This window comes from Nocardioides szechwanensis (assembly GCF_900103935.1).
Classification (GTDB): domain Bacteria; phylum Actinomycetota; class Actinomycetes; order Propionibacteriales; family Nocardioidaceae; genus Nocardioides; species Nocardioides szechwanensis.
In genome coordinates this window covers 225,884-241,869 of sequence record NZ_FNIC01000006.1, presented here as the reverse complement: position 1 = coordinate 241,869, position 15,986 = coordinate 225,884, and the positions used below count along the sequence as shown (strand labels likewise).

16 protein-coding genes are annotated in these 15,986 nt (G+C 70.2%); 6 read left to right on the top strand and 10 right to left on the bottom strand.

The window, feature by feature from the left end; genetic code table 11:
- Positions 1–6: 6 nt before the first annotated feature.
- The 8 genes from BLR90_RS15360 to BLR90_RS15320 form a co-directional block, all read right to left on the bottom strand.
- Positions 7–1,629 (bottom strand): sensor histidine kinase, encoded by a 1,623-nt coding sequence (locus tag BLR90_RS15360; protein ID WP_143016231.1) that lies wholly within the window; start codon positions 1,627–1,629, stop codon positions 7–9.
- Positions 1,616–3,478: a sensor histidine kinase gene (locus BLR90_RS15355; RefSeq protein WP_170254295.1), complete on the bottom strand. Its 1,863-nt coding sequence runs from the start codon at positions 3,476–3,478 to the stop codon at positions 1,616–1,618. The genes BLR90_RS15360 and BLR90_RS15355 overlap by 14 nt, the downstream gene beginning before the upstream one ends.
- The gene (locus BLR90_RS15345; protein ID WP_170254294.1) at positions 3,475–3,822 is read right to left on the bottom strand and encodes a response regulator; all 348 of its coding nucleotides are present in this window, start codon (positions 3,820–3,822) and stop codon (positions 3,475–3,477) included. Before BLR90_RS15345 ends, BLR90_RS15355 begins: the two co-directional genes overlap by 4 nt.
- A 111-nt stretch (positions 3,823–3,933) precedes the next feature.
- Positions 3,934–4,344, bottom strand: a complete 411-nt coding sequence (locus tag BLR90_RS15340; RefSeq protein ID WP_170254293.1) for a PT domain-containing protein — start codon at positions 4,342–4,344, stop codon at positions 3,934–3,936.
- 26 nt (positions 4,345–4,370) lie between these two features.
- Positions 4,371–4,874: a hypothetical protein gene (locus BLR90_RS15335; RefSeq protein ID WP_091026090.1), complete on the bottom strand. Its 504-nt coding sequence runs from the start codon at positions 4,872–4,874 to the stop codon at positions 4,371–4,373.
- A gap of 10 nt (positions 4,875–4,884) precedes the next feature.
- On the bottom strand, positions 4,885–6,189 hold the full coding sequence (locus BLR90_RS15330) for an ABC transporter permease (protein ID WP_091026089.1): 1,305 nt from the start codon (positions 6,187–6,189) through the stop codon (positions 4,885–4,887).
- The gene (locus BLR90_RS15325) at positions 6,186–6,935 is read right to left on the bottom strand and encodes an ABC transporter ATP-binding protein (RefSeq protein WP_091026088.1); all 750 of its coding nucleotides are present in this window, start codon (positions 6,933–6,935) and stop codon (positions 6,186–6,188) included. Before BLR90_RS15325 ends, BLR90_RS15330 begins: the two co-directional genes overlap by 4 nt.
- The gene (locus BLR90_RS15320) at positions 6,932–8,503 is read right to left on the bottom strand and encodes an HlyD family efflux transporter periplasmic adaptor subunit (protein WP_091026087.1); all 1,572 of its coding nucleotides are present in this window, start codon (positions 8,501–8,503) and stop codon (positions 6,932–6,934) included. The genes BLR90_RS15325 and BLR90_RS15320 overlap by 4 nt, the downstream gene beginning before the upstream one ends.
- Positions 8,504–8,636: 133 nt before the next feature.
- Here BLR90_RS15320 and BLR90_RS15315 point away from each other — a divergent pair, with 133 nt between their 5' ends.
- The 4 genes from BLR90_RS15315 (at position 8,637) to BLR90_RS15300 (ending at position 12,227) form a co-directional block, all read left to right on the top strand.
- On the top strand, positions 8,637–9,356 hold the full coding sequence (locus BLR90_RS15315) for a response regulator transcription factor (RefSeq protein ID WP_091026086.1): 720 nt from the start codon (positions 8,637–8,639) through the stop codon (positions 9,354–9,356).
- Positions 9,356–10,771, top strand: a complete 1,416-nt coding sequence (locus BLR90_RS15310; protein WP_091026085.1) for a sensor histidine kinase — start codon at positions 9,356–9,358, stop codon at positions 10,769–10,771. The genes BLR90_RS15315 and BLR90_RS15310 overlap by 1 nt, the downstream gene beginning before the upstream one ends.
- Before the next feature lie 223 nt (positions 10,772–10,994).
- Complete coding sequence (locus tag BLR90_RS15305) at positions 10,995–11,462, top strand: TetR/AcrR family transcriptional regulator (RefSeq protein ID WP_091026084.1); 468 nt, start codon at positions 10,995–10,997, stop codon at positions 11,460–11,462.
- A 180-nt stretch (positions 11,463–11,642) separates the two neighbouring features.
- A complete protein-coding gene (locus BLR90_RS15300) occupies positions 11,643–12,227 on the top strand; it encodes a GNAT family N-acetyltransferase (RefSeq protein WP_091026083.1) in 585 nt (194 codons plus the stop codon).
- An 83-nt stretch (positions 12,228–12,310) separates the two neighbouring features.
- Here the strand turns inward: BLR90_RS15300 and glnA are convergent, their stop codons facing one another.
- Entirely contained in the window at positions 12,311–13,735 is a 1,425-nt protein-coding gene (glnA, locus tag BLR90_RS15295; protein ID WP_091026082.1) for a type I glutamate--ammonia ligase, read from the bottom strand.
- A gap of 214 nt (positions 13,736–13,949) precedes the next feature.
- Here glnA and BLR90_RS15290 point away from each other — a divergent pair, with 214 nt between their 5' ends.
- Both BLR90_RS15290 and BLR90_RS15285 read left to right on the top strand, forming a co-directional pair.
- Positions 13,950–14,357: an RDD family protein gene (locus tag BLR90_RS15290; RefSeq protein WP_245715340.1), complete on the top strand. Its 408-nt coding sequence runs from the start codon at positions 13,950–13,952 to the stop codon at positions 14,355–14,357.
- Positions 14,358–14,391: 34 nt separating this feature from the next.
- On the top strand, positions 14,392–15,213 hold the full coding sequence (locus tag BLR90_RS15285) for a hypothetical protein (RefSeq protein ID WP_091026081.1): 822 nt from the start codon (positions 14,392–14,394) through the stop codon (positions 15,211–15,213).
- Positions 15,214–15,242: 29 nt separating this feature from the next.
- Here BLR90_RS15285 and BLR90_RS15280 read toward each other — a convergent pair whose 3' ends face one another.
- Positions 15,243–15,965, bottom strand: a complete 723-nt coding sequence (locus BLR90_RS15280) for a DUF4191 domain-containing protein (RefSeq protein WP_091026080.1) — start codon at positions 15,963–15,965, stop codon at positions 15,243–15,245.
- Positions 15,966–15,986: the final 21 nt, after the last annotated feature.

Below are 15,986 nucleotides of genomic sequence, written 5' to 3'. Positions count from 1 at the left end.
GCCACCCTAGTGGGCGACCGGTGCGCTGAGGGGGAGCTCCACGATGAACCGCGTCGCTTCGCCCGGGCGGCTCTCCGCCCAGATGCGACCGTCATGGGCGGTGACGATGCGACGGCAGATGTAGAGCCCGAGCCCCGTTCCGGCCACCGTGCCTGACCGTCCGCGGACGAACTTGTCGAAGATCCGCTCCATCTGGTCGGGGTCGATGCCCGCGCCGTGGTCCTCCACGGTGATCCGGGCCGCCGCTCCGGCCCGCTCCAGCGAGACGGTGATCTGGCCGGTGTCGGCCGAGCTCTTGAGCGCGTTGTCGAGGAGGTTCGAGAGGACCTGCTGGATCCGGTCGGGGTCGGCGTCGACGATGACCGGCTCGGTGGGCAGGTTGACGGTCATGGCAGGGGCGGACCCGATGTCGCAGGCGTCGACAGCGGTGCTGATCTCGTCCGCGAGGTCGATCGGGTGCCGGTCGTAGCCGTAGCCTCCGGACTCGATGCTCTCGGTGTCGAGGACGTCGCGAGTGAGGGCCTGCAGGCGACGCGCGTTGGCGAAGGCCCGGCGTACGGCGTGGTGACGGTCGTCGTTGCTCATGACGTCCCAGTGGTCGAGGCTGGTCTGGAGGAAGCCGAGGACGCCCGACACAGGCGTGCGCAGCTCGTGGGAGACGACGGAGATGAACTCTTCCTGGGAACGGTTCAGCTCGAGCAGCCGCTGCTCCTGCTCGCGCGACTGGCGCAGGCGCCTGGCCAGCAGGATCGTCAGCGTGAGGCCGACCGTCAGCATCAGGATCACGAGGATCAGACCGACCGACTGAAGAGGGGCCGCCAGCGGCTCGGCGAACTCCTCCTCGTCCTGGGTGAAGACGACCCGCCAGCCGACGGCCGGGACGTCAGCGCTGACGACGAGGTCGTCGCCGATGGTGTGCAGCCCCGGCTCGAGGCTGCGCAGTCGCGCGTCCGGGATCTGTGACCCGAGCCCGGTGGACAGGGTGGACGCCACCACCGTGTCGTCGCTGTCCAGGAACCGCCAGGTGGCGGTGGTGGCACCGTCGTCACCCAGTCCGCGGATCTCCTGGTTGAAGGCGGAGTCGGTCGTGAGCGCCTGCTCGAAGATGAAGGCGCCGCGCACACTGGTGGGGCTCGCCCCCCGGATCGCCACCGCGAAGGCGTAGGTCGGCAGCTCCGTGGTGACCCCGGACGGGGCCACCGGCAGTACGACGGCAGGGGCGGAGGCCAGCGCGGCCTTCGCCGCGGCCCACCCGGGCGCGTCGAACGTGGAGCCGAGGCTTCCCTCGCTCAGGAGCACACCGCTGGTGATGGTGTCGGACCCGTCGACGAGGAAGAAGCCGGACGTGGCCTCGGGGTCGATCGCGAACGCCTGGAGAGCGGCAGCGTCGTTCGTGCTGCCGGTCGTCAGCTCCCAGGGGCGCGCACCGAGCCCGCCTAGGGAGCCGATGCTCGACTCGACGCGCGCGTTGAACGCGCCGGCAGTGGTCCGCACCTGGGCCACCTTCGCGTCCTGCAGCGCACGGGTGCCGCCGTCGACGGCGGAGTTGAGCAGGCTGACCACCGTGACGGCCACCGCCACCACGGCCAGACCTGCGACGGCAGGGATCAGTCGGTCACGTGTCGGCATCTGTCGCTCCTCGGGAAGGCTCGGCTCGGCTCGCTGCGAGTGGGTAGGAGACGACGAAACGCGCGCCGCCGCCGTCGGCATCGGCCACGGACACCTGGCCGCCCATGGAGGCGGCGAACTCGGAGACGATCGCCAGGCCCAGGCCGGCACCGCTGGTGCGGACCACCACGTCGCCGTGCCCGCGGAAGAACCGGCTGAAGATCTGCTCGCGTTCGTCATGGGGAACACCCGAGCCCTCGTCGTCGACGATCAGCTCGGCGCGACCGTGGGCAGCTTGGACCCGGACCCGGATCGCGCTCCCGGCGGGGGAGTACTTCGCCGCGTTGCCGACCAGGTTCGACACGACGCGGTCCACCGCCAGGCGTGACCCGATGACGCCGAGTCCACGGACCGTGCTGTGGGAGACCAGGTGGTCAGGGGCCAGGTCAGGCTGCTCTTCGAGGATGCGACTCACGACCTCGCCGAGGTCGAGGGGAGCGTGGTCCTCCACGTCGGTGCCGCGCTCGAGCTTGGAGAAGTCCAGCAGGTCCTCGACCAGCGCCCCGAGCCTCTGGGCGTTGGCGTCCACCCGCTCGACGTACATGCGCGTCTGTTCGGGGGTGAGCTCGTCGAGACGCATGGTGAGCACCTGCGCGTACCCGGTGATCGCGACGACAGGAGTCCTCAGCTCGTGCGAGGCGGTGGCCAGGAAGACGGTCTTGAGCTCGTCGACCGACCGCATCCGCTTCAACAGCTCACTCTGCTGGGAGTACATCTCGGCATTGGCCAGCGCCGAGGTCAGCACGTCACCCGCCGCGAACAGGGTGCGGAGGTCCGGTCCGGTCAGCCGGCGGCCTGCCACCACGAGGAGGCGGGCCGCGAGACGGCCACCGCGCGAGAGCACGAGGGCGATCGTGTCCCCGGCCCCCACCTCGTCCCGGGGGTGGTGGTCCGCGGGGACGTTGTCGGGCCGCTCGCCCCACACGAACAGCAGCCGTTCGCCATCGGCGGACGGGACCCCCACGGACAGCCCGCGCAGCCCGAGCGCAGCGCCGAGCTCCGCCGACACGGCTGGAAGCACCTCGGCCAGGTCGAGACTGTGCTGGGCCACCGTGGCCAGCTCCGCCACGGTGGCGCTGGCCTCCTGCAGCCGGAGCAGGTCGTCCCGGCTGCGCCGGTCCCGCTCCCGGCGTAGGGCCATCCAGCCGGCCGCGGCGGTCCCGGTGAGCCCGAGGCCGAGGGCGATGAGCCAGGCGACAGCAGGCGTCTGCGGCGGCGTCGTCCAGACCGTCAACGTCCAGCCGGACGTGGTTCCGGAGCCCAGGTCGACCGTCTGGAACGCCGCGTCCGAGGGACGGTGGTCCGGGACCGACATCACCTGTCGGTCCGGCCCCGCGACCGCGATGCCGCCCTCGGAGGGCTTCATTGTCAGCAGCGTCCCGGCCAGGTCCAGCGGCACGACCGCGTAGGCGACGACGTGGTCACGGCGCTCCTGCACCGTGGCCGGCGTGACCGCGGTGTCGTAGGACGCCACTACGACGACCCCCTCGCCGGAGTCGTCCAGCACCGGCTGCGCGGAGTCCCGTGCGCGAACGGCGCTGCTGTCCGCCACGCCCTCGGGAAAGGCAGCGCCGACCTCGGAGGCCCGGACCCCGGCCGACGCCTCAGCCGTGGCGGAGTCGGCTGTCGTCCGCACGTCCTCGGCCACGGCCGCGAGGATGTCGGCGGCCGCGGTCGAGGCGTCGCGCTCGGCCTCCAGGCGGTTGAGCTGCCGACCGATGAGGACCGTGGCCGTCGCCGCCAGGATGGTCAGCACGATCACCGTGGTCGACGCCCAGGTCATCGGGAGGCGGCGCCGGTCCGTGCTCACCTGCGCGTCACCGCCGACCGGAGAGCCTGCAGGTTGCCCTTGGCGAGGAACGGAATGCCCAACGCGGCAGCGCGGGCCCTCAGCGCGGTCGCCTGGTAGTTGCTGTAGATGACGACGCGCAGCCCGGCGTGGGTCGCCACCAGCCGCTCGGCGAGGTCTAGACCGTTCTCGCCCGGTGGCATGCGGTAGTCGAGGACGACGACGTCGGGCGAGACGGACTCGACCAACACCTCCGCGCTCGCTGCGTCGGGCGCGCCGTAGACCTCGTGTCCTTCAAGACCCAGGTCGGTGAGGGCGAGGTCCAGGGCATCGGGGTCGTTGTCGGCTACGACGATTCGAGCCATTCCCATCCCTCACAGCCCGGTCGACCGACGATCGCCGACGTCACCGGACATCTAACACTCGATCACCCCCGTCGGCTTGGAAACGACCAAGCCTTCGCGCGGGGGCCGAGGTCAGCCCTGGCCCGGTGCCTGTGGCAGCTCGATCCCGCACGCCTCGAGGGCTTCTAGGACCTCGGGGTCCTGGAGGGCGCCCATCCCACCGCCCGGCCCCCCGGAGCCGAAGTCGCTGGGCATGTCCGTCGGCATGTCAGTGGGCAGGTCGGTCGGGAAGTCCGACGGCAGGTCGGTGGGCATCCCGCTCGGCTGGCCGGTGGGCATCTTGTCCTCCAGCCCGGCTGCCTCGAGGCAGGCCTGGATCTCCTCGAGCTGCCCGGTGTCGAAGCCGCCGGGACGGCCCGAGACCTCGCTGGTGGGATCGGTGGCGGTCTCGTCGCCGCCGTCCGAGTCATCGCCACCACACGCGGTGAGGGCGAGCAGGGCGGCGAGGCTGACGGCGCCGATCGCCGTACGAATCTTGTTCACTGAGGTTGCTTCCTTCTGTCGGGTGCTCATCGCAGGGTGACGTCGTCGGCCTGGAGGCGGCCGTCGCTCTCGGTGCCGGTGATGTCGACGGGGTCGCCGACCTTGACCTGGGAGGACCTGATGCTCGACTCACGGACCACGTCCGTGTTGTCGCCGACCTGGACCTCGTGGCGCTTGCCGCCGAGGTCCTCCACGATCCACACGTCGCCGCGGACCTCGACCAGCTCGCCGATGACCGACTGTGTGTCGTCGTCGGTGGTCCCGGTGTCGGCCGGGAAGCCGCCCTGGGCCAGGCCCTCGGGCATCCCTGTGGGCATCCCCTCCGGGAGCTGTCCACCGGTGAAGCCTCCCGGGCCGGCAGCGGCGGACGTGGACGCGGTGCCGAAGTGCTTCTGGACCAGGGCGCCGCCGAGGAAGCAGACGGTGGCGGCGAGGGCGACCACGAGCAGAGCCCTCAGCCGTGACCGCTTCACGGGCGCGGCGAGCCATTCCTCGTCCAGCATCGGGTCGTCGATGACGGTGTCGGTCATGCGGAGGTCCTCACTCATAGCGCAGGGCTTCGATCGGCCGCAGTGCTGCGGCCCGGTTGGCGGGGTAGAGGCCGAAGAACAGCCCGATCAGGACGGCGACACCGAAGGCCAGGAAGACCGAGTACGGCGCCACCACGGGCTCCACACCGACGATCGTGAACTGGGAGCCGATCAGTCCGGCTGCGACGCCGACCACGCCCCCGAAGAGGGACAGCAGCACCGCCTCGGCGAGGAACTGGCCGATGATGTCCGCCCGGCTAGCGCCGATCGCCTTGCGGATGCCGATCTCCCGGGTCCGCTCGGTCACCGTGACCAGCATGATGTTCATGACTCCGATGCCGCCGACCAGGAGCGAGATCGCGGCGACCGCGCCGAGCAGCACCGTGAACGTCTGGTTGGACGACGTCGCGGCCTCGAGGATCGAGGAGGCGCTGCTGACGCTGTAGTCCCGGTCCGACGAGCTCACGCCGTGACGGGCGTCGAGGATCGCCTGGATCTCGTTCTGGGCGACAGTGACGTCGTCCGCGGAGGTGGCCTTGACCGAGATCGAGCTGAGCGCGCCGTACCCGGACAGAGTGTCCTGGACCGAGGTCGCCGGGGCGATCACCCGGTCGTCGGAGTCGGTCGGGCCGGTGCTGCCCTTCTCGGAGAGCACACCGAGGACCTCGAACTGGAACCCGTTGAACGAGACCATCGTGCCCACGATCTCGGTCAGGTCGGATCCGACCAGCTCCTCCGCGACCGTCTGCCCGACCAGGGCCACCCGCCGCCGTGAGGTGTAGTCGTCGTCGGTGAACGCGGTGCCGTACTGGACCGAGGAGTTGTCGATGAGCAGGTAGGACGCGGTGGTGCCCGTGAACGTGCTGACGTCGTGCGAGGCGCCTTCGAAGGTCGCGGTCACCGACGACGCACTCACGACCGGCGCCAACCCGAGCACGTGGTCGGCCTCCTCGCTGGTCGCCACCGCCTCCGCGTCGTCCATGGTCAGCTCCGCGGTCCGGGTGGAGGTCGCGTTCTGGCTCGTGGTCGCCTCCTCGCCGCCGAACAGCCCACCCCCGGGGAGTCCACCGCCGGGGAACCCGCCACCGCCGCCGGGCCCACCGCCTCCGCCGCCGGAGTCCGCGGTGATCGTGAGGGTGTTGCTGCCGAGAGCGCTGATCGAGTCCTGGACCGCCTTGCTGGATCCGGTCCCGACCGCGACCAGGATGATGACGGCGGCCACTCCGATCAGCACCCCGAGCGTGGTCAGCGCGGAGCGGGTCTTGTTGGCAGTCACGCCCTGCCAGGCGAAGTGGCCGGTCTCTCGGACGTTCATCGGGCACCGACTGCCTGGGCACGAGGGGGTGGTTCGTCCACGCCGACCTGGCGGTCGTCGGACACGATCCGGCCGTCGTTCATCCGGATGATCCGTTTGGCGTGCCGCGCCACCTCGTCCTCGTGCGTGATCACCACCACCGTGCGGCCGCTGGCCGCGAGGTCGTCGAAGAGCCCGAGCACGTCAGCGGTGCTGTGACTGTCCAGGGCGCCGGTCGGCTCGTCCGCCAGCAGGAGGACCGGCTCGGTGACGATGGCGCGCGCGACCGCGACCCGCTGCTGCTGACCGCCGGACAGCTCCGAGGGGACGTGGGAGCCGCGATCGGCGAGCCCGACCCGGCGCAGGGCAGCGGAGGCGCGCCGGGTGCGCTCCGACGTGCGTACGCCGGCGTACGCCAGCGGCAGCTCGACGTTGCGCTGCGCCGTCGTCCGCGCGATCAGGTTGAAGCTCTGGAAGACGAACCCGATCTTGCGGTTCCGCACGAGTGACAGCCGGTTCTCGTCGAGGCGCCGTACGTCGATCCCGTCCAGCAGGTAGCGACCGGCGGTGCCGACATCGAGGCAGCCGATGATGTTCATCAGGGTGGACTTGCCGGACCCGGAGGCGCCCATGATGGCCACGTAGTCGCCGTGCTCCACGCGCAGGTCCACTCCGTCGAGGGCATGGACCGCGGCCTCTCCCTGCCCGTAGACCTTGGTGATCCCGGTCAGCTCGATGACGGCACGACGGGCGGTGACCCGGGTCATCCGAGGCCACCCATCCCGCCGCCGGCGGGGAACGTGAACCCGGTCGGTGACTCGGCCTGGTCGGGGAGCAGGACGGTGTCGCCGTCCTCGAGGCCGCTGAGCACCTCGGTGTAGCCGTCGCCCTCCAGGCCGGTGACGACCTGCACGGTGCTGGTGGTCCCGTCGGAGGTCTGGACGGTCGCGGTGGTGTTCTGCCCGACAGTCGTGAGCGCGCTAGCCGAGACTCGGACGACGTCCTGCTTGCTGCCGGTGGTGACGACGACCTGGGTGCTCTGGCCGAGCTTGACCCCCTGGGACTCGCCGAGGGTGACCGTGACGCCGTACTCCACCACGTTGTTGGTCACGGTCTCGATCGCGTCGACCGCGGTGACGGTGGCGGTGATCTCCTTGCCGCTCGCCGACAGGGTGACGGTCGCTTCCTGGCCCACGTGGACGTCGGCGATGTCGGCCTCGGCCACGTCCGCGGTCACCTCGAGCGCGTCGGTGTCGGTCAGCGTCACGAAGCCCGTCGCCTCGGTCGTCGCGGTGCCGGAGCTGGTGCTCGTGGACGAGCTCGACGTGCTCGAGGTGGCCGAAGCCGGCTCGCCGACGGTGCCGTTGACCTGGGCGACGGTGCCGGCGACGGGTGCCTGCAGCACCGTCTGCTCCAGGGTGGTCTCGGCCTGGGCGAACGCGACCTCGGCGCTGGTGACCTGGGCCTGTGCTGAGGCGATCTCGCTGTCCCGGGGGCCCTGCCGGCTGACGGCCACGCCGGCCTTGCTCGAGGCGAGACCGGTCTGGGCGGAGGTGAGCTGGTCCTGGGCGCTGGCCACCTGCTGGCGCGACTGGAGCAGGGTCGAGTCGCGGGACGCGCGGGCCGATGCCAGCGACGACTGGGCGGTCCTGACGGCCGCCTGGGCGGCAGCGACGGCGTTCTGGTTCTGCGGGGTGCGGTTGGCCTGGTACGCCTCGCGGGCGTCCTGGAGGTCGTCCTGGGCCGAGGCCAGGGAGACCTCGGCGCGCCGGACCGAGGCGTTCTGCTGGGACCGGGCCAGGCTCAGGCTCTGCTGCGCCGAGCGCAGGCTGGTGCGGGCGCTCTCCACCGACACCTCGGCCTGGTCGATCGAGGTGGCGTCGGCCGCCTGCTCCTGCGGCGTCTGGCCCTGGAGGACCCCGTCGTACGCCGCCTGCGCGGAGCGCAGCTGGGCCTGCGCCGAGGCCAGCGACTGCTGCGCCGAGGTCTGGTCGACCCTGGCGAGGACCTGGCCCTTGCGCACCTTCTGGCCCGCCTTGACCACGATCGCGGTGACGATCCCGCCCGAGCCCTGGAAGTCCACGTTGACGGCGTTCCCGGAGGCGATGTTGCCGTTCGCGGACACCGCGGCCGTCACGGCGCCGGTGTCCACAGCCGCGGTCTGGGCCTCTGTCTCCTGCTCGCCGCCGGTCCCGCGGACCGTCCACAAGATGAGCCCGATCACGACCAGCACGGCGACCGCGATGACGAGGTTGAGGATCAGCCCGCGGCGCCCGGGCAGCCGCCGGTCGCTCAGCGGTTCGGGGAGGACGTCGGTCGAGTCCGGGGTGCTCATGGGAGGGGACACTGGCCGAACAACCTCCGAGGCTGCTTCGACGACCCTGGGAGTTTGCTGGGAGCCCTTCGCTCACAGGCAACTGCCAGGAACCTGCCAGCAAACGGTCAGCCGGACGGCCCACGCTCACTGCATGGCAGCGATCACCCCCGACTCCGTCGTTCCCGGCACTCGGCTGCTGGTGGTCGAGGACGAGCCGGCGATCCAGGACATGCTCGCGATGTGCCTGGCCTTCGTCGGGTACGACGTCCTGCGCGCCGGAAGCGGCTCCGAGGCGCTGGCACACGCCGACAGGTCACGCATCGACCTCGCGCTCCTCGACGTGATGCTGCCCGACACCGATGGCGTCGACCTGCTGCGACAGCTGCGCAAGGTGCACCCGGACATGGCGGCCGTCTTCGTCACCGCACGCGACGCCCTGGAGGACCGCCTCGCTGGGCTGACCCTCGGCGGCGACGACTACGTGACCAAGCCGTTCTCGCTGGAGGAGGTCGTGGCCCGGGTCGGGGTGGTGCTGCGCCGTACCCGACCTGCTGCCCGGACCGAGACCACCCGGCTGACCTACGCCGACCTGGAGCTCGACGAGGACCGCCACGAGGTCCGCCGGGCCGGTCAGCTGGTGGTCCTGTCGCCCACCGAGTTCGCTCTCCTGCGGTTCCTGATGCGCAACGCCGAGCTGGTGATGAGCCGCGCCCAGATCCTCGACCACGTCTGGCACTACGACTTCAACGGCAATTCCGGCGTGGTCGAGTCCTACATCAGCTATCTGCGGCGCAAGGTCGACACCGTCGAGCCGGCGCTCATCCACACGATCCGCGGGGTCGGCTACGTGCTCAGGGTGCCGGGGGAGTGATGCGGCTCCCGTCCCTGGGGCTCTCCATCCGAGCCCGTCTGGTGCTCGGCATGGTCCTGCTGATCTCGGCGGGCCTCGCCGCCGCGAACGTCTCGGGCATCCTGCTACTGCGGTCCTACCTGCTCGACCGGCTCGACTCGCAGGTCGGGTCGGTCGCACCCGAGGGCCAGGAGGAGCCTCCGCCGGGCGCCCCGGGCGTCCTGTGCGCCAACCCCCGCGACCCCCAGGGCCTGCGCAGCGACTTCCTGCTCCTGGTCCTCGACGCCGACGGCAACGTGACGTGCTCGTTGGGACCCGATCTCGGTGACGCGGCGCCCCTGCTGGACCAGGCGGACCTCGGGGCGACGGACGAGCTGGTCACCGTGCCGTCGGTCGACGGCGAGAGCCGGTGGCGGGTGCGCGCCGAGTCCGACAACAGCTCCGGCCAGACTGTCGTCTTCGCCGTCTCCCTCGCGGACGCCGACGCGACCGTCTCCCGGCTGACGTGGTTCTCACTGCTGGTCAGCGCCCTCGTGCTGATGTTCACCGCCGCGGCCGCGTGGGCGATCGCCAGGATCGGGCTCCAGCCTCTGGAGCGGATCGAGGAAACCGCCGAGCACATAGCCGCCGGCGACCTGAGCGAGCGGGTCCCGACGTACCGGCGCAACACGGAGGTCGGGCGCCTCGCCCACGCGCTCAACGGCATGCTCGGCCAGATAGAGAGGGCGTTCTCGGCCAGCACGACCTCCGAGGCCCGGCTGCGCACCTTCATCTCGGACGCCAGCCACGAGCTTCGTACGCCGGTCGCGGCCATCCGCGGCCACGCTGAGATGTGGCGTACCGGCATCAGCACCGACCTCGACACCGTCATGACACGCATCGAGTCGGAGTCCAAGCGCATGGGCGACCTCGTCGACGACATGCTGCTCCTGGCCCACCTCGACCAGTCCCGACCCCTGGAGCGGACCCCGGTCGACCTGCTCAGCCTCGCCACCGACGCCGTGGTCGACACCCAGGCGTTGCAGCCCGAGCGACAGATCGCGATCGACGCCCAGCCCGGCGCCGATCCACCGGTCGTGGTCGGGGACCAGTCCCGGCTGCGCCAGGTCCTGGCCAACCTGCTCACCAACGCCCTGGCCCACACCCCGGCCTCCTCGCCGATCGAGGTCGGCGTACGGACCCGGGACCGTCAGGTCGAGGTCACCGTCCGCGACGCCGGCCCCGGCATGGCACCTGAGGTGCTCGCGAAGGTCTTCGACCGCTTCTACCGGGCCGACCCCGGACGGACCCGCAGCCACGGTGGCTCCGGCCTCGGCCTGGCGATCGTCAAGTCGCTGACCGAGGCGCACGGCGGCACCGTGACCTGCTCGAGCGACCTAGCGACGGGAAGCACGTTCGTGGTGAGCCTGCCGCTCCTGCGAGGGGACTCCGCGTGAGGGACCTTCCGTCCCATCTGCGGTGCGATCGGGCTCTCGGCTGCCCAGGTACAGGTGGCAGTGCAGACAGACGGGGCGACCGGCGGCGGGGCTGGCTCCGGCGCGGGGCTGGCTCCGGCGCGGGGCCCGGTCGTCCGCGCCGGGTCACGACGGACCGCAGCATCCACGCGGCATCGCTCCGGCTGCTCCGCCGGGCCGGGCCGTCCGCGGTCACGGTCAGGCTGTGGCCGCCGAGTCCGGGGTGGCCAAGACGACCAGCTACCGCCGGTACGCCGACCGGGAGGCGGTGCTGCGTGCGGCCCTAGCCGACGCGATCGGGCACCCCGACGCGACGGTCGCGGCCACGCCGCGGGAGAGGGCCCGGGAGGCCCTGGACCAGACCTGGCGCCAGATGACCGAGGTGCTCGGAGCCGGGGGACTGGCCGCGATCATCGGCGACACGGACCCGCGGTTCACCGAGCTGTTCCGAAGCGTGCTGCATCCCTATCGCCAGGCGTTGGTCGACCTGATCCGCGCCGACATGGGCGCGGGCGACCTGCGTCCCGACCTGCACCCCGACGCCGTGGCGAGCGTGCTGGTCGGCGCCTACCTGGGCGAGCTGGTTAGGCGCGGGCGGGTCGACCCGGGGTTCAGCGAGACATGCGTGGACCTGATCTGGGCCGCCATCGCCGCCAAGCCAGTGGGCCGCTGACGCGAGTAGGGCGAAGGTTAGGAGCCGTGCTGAGGGTCGATCCGTCCGACTCCGAGGTCAGGGGGCGTCGACTGCCCGTCGCGATCCGTTCAAGCATGAGGACGCACCGACGCAGGTCGAGGTCAACTCGAGTTTGTAACCGGTGGTCGGGCTGGGTGGGGCTGCGAGACACTGCGGGACATGCAACTGTCAGTGCGGCCTCTCGCCGAAGAGCAATGGTCTGCAGCCCGGGCCTTGCTCCACCGCGCCTTCGTCGATGAGCCGTTCACCGTAGAGATGTACGGCCAACCGCTTCTTGATCGCTGGGGCGGGTCCTGGGACCTGTACTCCTCTGTGCGGGGTGAGGAGTCCACGGTCGTGCTGGGGGCCCACGCGGGCGAGGTGCTTGTCGGGGTAGTGATGGGAAGCGCGGCGGGAAACTGTCGGCTATGTCGGGTGCTGGCGCGCGAGCCGCGGCCTGAGGATCATCACCTTGCCATCGACTGGCAGTTCCACCAGAACGTCGCGCAGGTGCATGGGCTGCTCGATACGCACGCCTGGGTCGAGAAGGCGGCGGTGGAGCCGGCGCTCCACGGCTTTGGCATCGGGCGTCGGCTGCTGGAGTCTGTTGCGGCGGCGTTGGAGACGGAGGAGCCAGCGGAACTAGTCCTCGAGTGTGCACCCGACCGGGTCGGTTTCTACACGGGGTTGGGCTACGAGACGGTCAGCAGCATCGAGGATCCCGCCGGTCCCGACGCGTACCTGATGCAACGTCGAATCAACTGAGTCGACGAACGCGATGAGGGCCCCGGCGAAGCCGGAGCCCTCATCGTCTCAAACGCCGAGTGCGAGCACTAAGCGCACAATTTCTAGATGTCGTAGTAGAGCTCGAACTCGTGCGGGTGCGGGCGCATCTGCACGGGCAGGATCTCCTGGGTGCGCTTGTAGTCGATCCAGGTCTCGATCAGGTCGGGGGTGAAGACGTTGCCGGCCGTCAGGAACTCGTGGTCGGCCTCGAGCGAGTCGAGGACGGCGTTGAGCGAGGTCGGGACCTGGGCGATGTCGGCCATCTCGTCGGGCGGGAGCTCGTAGATGTCCTTGTCGATCGGGGCGGGGGGCTCGGTCTTGTTCTTGATGCCGTCGAGGCCGGCCAGCAGCAGCGCCGAGAAGGCGAGGTACGGGTTGGCGGACGGGTCGGGGCACCGGAACTCGATGCGCTTGGCCTTCGGGTTGGAGCCCGTGATCGGGATCCGGACGCAGGCCGAGCGGTTGCGCTGGGAGTAGACCAGCGAGATCGGGGCCTCGAAGCCGGGGACCAGGCGGTGGTAGGAGTTGACCGTCGGGTTGGTGAAGGCCAGCAGCGACGGGGCGTGCTTCAGGATGCCGCCGATGTAGTAGCGGGCCATGTCGGACAGGCCGCCGTAGCCGGTCTCGTCGTAGAACAGCGGCTCGCCGTTGTTCCAGATCGACTGGTGCACGTGCATGCCGGAGCCGTTGTCGCCGAAGATCGGCTTGGGCATGAAGGTCGCGGTCTTGCCGTTGCGCCACGCGGTGTTCTTGATGATGTACTTGAACTTCATCACGTCGTCGGCGGCCTTGAGCAGCTCGTCGAAGCGGTAGTTGATCTCCGCCTGGCCGGCGGTGCCGACCTCGTGGTGCGCGCGCTCCACCAGCAGGCCCGACTTCTCGAGCTCGATGACCATCTCGTCGCGCAGCTCACCGAAGTGGTCGGTCGGTGCGACGGGGAAGTAGCCGCCCTTGTACTTGACCTTGTAGCCGCGGTTGTCGTTCTCGAACGCGGCGCCGGTGTTCCAGGCGCCGGCCGCGGACTCGATCTCGTAGTAGCCGGCGTTCGCCTTGGTCTCGAAGCGCACGTTGTCGAAGACGTAGAACTCGGCCTCGGGGGCGAAGTACGCCGTGTCGCCGATGCCCGTGGTGCCGAGGTAGGCCATGGCCTTCTTGGCGATGTTGCGCGGGTCGCGTGAGTAGGGCTCACCGGTCAGCGGGTCGTGGATGAAGAAGTTGACCACGAGCGTCTTGGCGGTACGGAACGGGTCGATGTAGGCGGTGGTCGGGTCCGGGAACAGCGACATGTCGGACTCATGGATGGCCTGGAAGCCACGGATCGAGGACCCGTCGAAGTTCAGACCGTCCTCGAACACGGACTGGTCGAACGACGAGACGGGGACCGTGAAGTGCTGCATGACGCCGGGCAGGTCACAGAACCGGACGTCGACCATCTCGACGCCCTGGTCCTTGATGTAGGCGAGCAGCTCGTCGCTGTTCTGGAACATTCGTCCTCCTTGGCTGCGACCCACGTGGGGCAGCCGACAAAAGCAAGCGAAGTGGGGCTCCCGGTGCGACGTTGCGCCGGGGGATGGCCTGCAAACTACGAACCGGCCATTTCTCGACCGTATCGGTTTTGTTTCTGGGATGTAACAGGTGGGTCAGGCGCGAGAAGATCGTGGTCCTGGCCCGTGGCCACTAGCCTGGAGGGGTGATGAGCCCGTGCTGACCCCGGCCCTCGAGTCGGCGTCGTGGGCACGGCGCGTGCTCGCCCTGTTCGTCGACTGGATCGCCTCCACCCTGACCGTGATCGCGATCGTGGGACTCGAGGACTACAGCGAGCCGGGCAGCAGCGCCCAGCTCTTCGTGCTCGTCGTGTACGTCGTCGAGTCGGCCGCGTTCACCTGGCTGCTCGGTGGCTCCTTCGGCAAGCTCGTGACCCGCCTGCGCGTCGTACCGGCCGACGGGCGGCTCCGTCCGCTCAACCCCCTCAAGGCTCTGCTGCGTCAGGTGATGGTCGCGCTCGTCATCCCGCCACTGGTCTACCGGGCGGACGGCCGGGGGCTGCACGACCTGGTCGCGGGAACCGTCACCGTCTCACTGGAGACGTTCCGCACCCTGCGGCGCTAGCCTGGCTCCACCCTCCACCCCGAAAGGCACCCCCATGTCGCGAACCGCCCTGCGCCGTACGGCCTCCGCCGCCGTGCTCACCCTGGCCCTGTCCGCCTTCGCCGCGTGTGGCGGGGGAGACGACGAGTCGGCCGACGACCCGGTCCCCGACACCAGCAGCTCCACCAGCGAGCCGACGGAGGAGACCTCCGACGAGCCCACCGAGGAGACCGAGGCCGCCGAGCCGACCGCGGGGGAGGAGATCGACGCGTCCGAGATGGTCGAGGTCTTCGCCGGCGCGTTCGAGCAGGCGACCACCGCGACGTTCGCCATGAACACGGGAGGGGACGCCGGCTACTCCGCGACGGGAGAGGCCGACTTCAGCACCGTCCCTCCGTCGATGCACGTGTCCATGGAGATCGCTCAGCTCCCGGAGCCGATCGAGATGATCATCGTCGACAACACGCTCTACCAGACCAGCCCCGGCACCGGCGGCAAGTTCACCGCCACCTCGCTCGATGACCCCAGCAGCCCCTTCGCCAGCCTCGGCGACCAGCTCGACATCCGTTCGCAGTTCGAGGCGATGGAGAAGGCGATCACCGCCGCGACGTACGTCGGTGAGGAGGACGGCCTCGAGCACTACAGCCTGGTGCTCGACTCCGCCGTCCTGCTCGAGGGCCAGGGCACCGACGTCAGCACGCTGCCGGAGGGCACGCTGCCGCCGTCGTTCGCCTACGACCTGTGGTTCGACGACGACGGCTACTTCCGCAAGATGGAGGCCGGCCTCGGTGACCTCGGCGGCAAGCTGACCGCGACCTACGACAACTGGGGCGAGCCGGTCAACATCAGCGCGCCGCCGGCCTCGCAGATCCAGTAGGCGAGACCCAGTAGTCAGGACGAGCTGGGTCAGCGCCCGCGCATGTTGCCGCGCATGCCCTTCATCGACGTCGGCACCGGGCCCTTGGGCATCGGGATGGCCGAGCGGTTGGCGTCGAGCGCCTTCAGCCGGTTGAGCACGTCGGTGATCTGCGCGGGCTTGACCTGACGGCCCAGCTTGGTCACGTGGCGCACCAGGCGGGCGAGCGGGACCTGACCCTCGCCGTCCCCGACGAGGACCTCGTGGATCGGCGTCTCGGCGGCCACCCGCTCGTGCTTGCGGCGCTCGCTGAGCATCAGCTGGCGTACGCGGTGGGGGTTGCCCTCACCGACGAGCACGATGCCCGGAGGGCCGACGACCCGGTGCACGACGTCCTGCTGCTTGGTGAACGCGATGACCGGGTCGGACTTCCAGCCGCGCTTGAGCATCGTCAGCGCGCTCGCCGCGGCCCCGGGCTGGCCGGACATCCGGGCGTACGCCGTCTTCTGCGCGCGGCGCGAGAAGACGATCATCATCCCGAGGAACCCGAGCAGCAGGCCACCGACGGTCGACATGACCCAGCCGATGACGCCGGCACCGGGCAGGAGGTAGAAGATCGCGAAGCCGATCCCACCGAAGAGCAGGAACGAGCCGAGCAGCCACAGCCCGATCCGCTTGTCGGTCTGCTTCGTCATCTTGTAGGTGGCGAAGATCTGCTGCCGACGACTCATGTCGGCGGGGTCGGTCGGGGTTTCCTTGCTCTTTCGGGCCATGAGAGCGGTGCTGCCTTTGCT

Excerpts from the sequence above, each read along its gene's own strand:
- BLR90_RS15335 (WP_091026090.1), bottom strand. The coding sequence starts at position 4,874 with ATGACCGACACCGTCATCGACGACCCGATGCTGGACGAGGAATGGCTC.
- BLR90_RS15330 (WP_091026089.1), bottom strand. The coding sequence starts at position 6,189 with ATGAACGTCCGAGAGACCGGCCACTTCGCCTGGCAGGGCGTGACTGCC.
- BLR90_RS15300 (WP_091026083.1), top strand. The coding sequence starts at position 11,643 with ATGCAACTGTCAGTGCGGCCTCTCGCCGAAGAGCAATGGTCTGCAGCC.
- BLR90_RS15280 (WP_091026080.1), bottom strand. The coding sequence starts at position 15,965 with ATGGCCCGAAAGAGCAAGGAAACCCCGACCGACCCCGCCGACATGAGT.
- BLR90_RS15325 (WP_091026088.1), bottom strand. The coding sequence starts at position 6,935 with ATGACCCGGGTCACCGCCCGTCGTGCCGTCATCGAGCTGACCGGGATC.
- BLR90_RS15360 (WP_143016231.1), bottom strand. The coding sequence starts at position 1,629 with ATGCCGACACGTGACCGACTGATCCCTGCCGTCGCAGGTCTGGCCGTG.
- BLR90_RS15315 (WP_091026086.1), top strand. The coding sequence starts at position 8,637 with ATGGCAGCGATCACCCCCGACTCCGTCGTTCCCGGCACTCGGCTGCTG.
- BLR90_RS15345 (WP_170254294.1), bottom strand. The coding sequence starts at position 3,822 with ATGGCTCGAATCGTCGTAGCCGACAACGACCCCGATGCCCTGGACCTC.
- BLR90_RS15285 (WP_091026081.1), top strand. The coding sequence starts at position 14,392 with ATGTCGCGAACCGCCCTGCGCCGTACGGCCTCCGCCGCCGTGCTCACC.
- BLR90_RS15320 (WP_091026087.1), bottom strand. The coding sequence starts at position 8,503 with ATGAGCACCCCGGACTCGACCGACGTCCTCCCCGAACCGCTGAGCGAC.
- BLR90_RS15310 (WP_091026085.1), top strand. The coding sequence starts at position 9,356 with ATGCGGCTCCCGTCCCTGGGGCTCTCCATCCGAGCCCGTCTGGTGCTC.
- glnA (WP_091026082.1), bottom strand. The coding sequence starts at position 13,735 with ATGTTCCAGAACAGCGACGAGCTGCTCGCCTACATCAAGGACCAGGGC.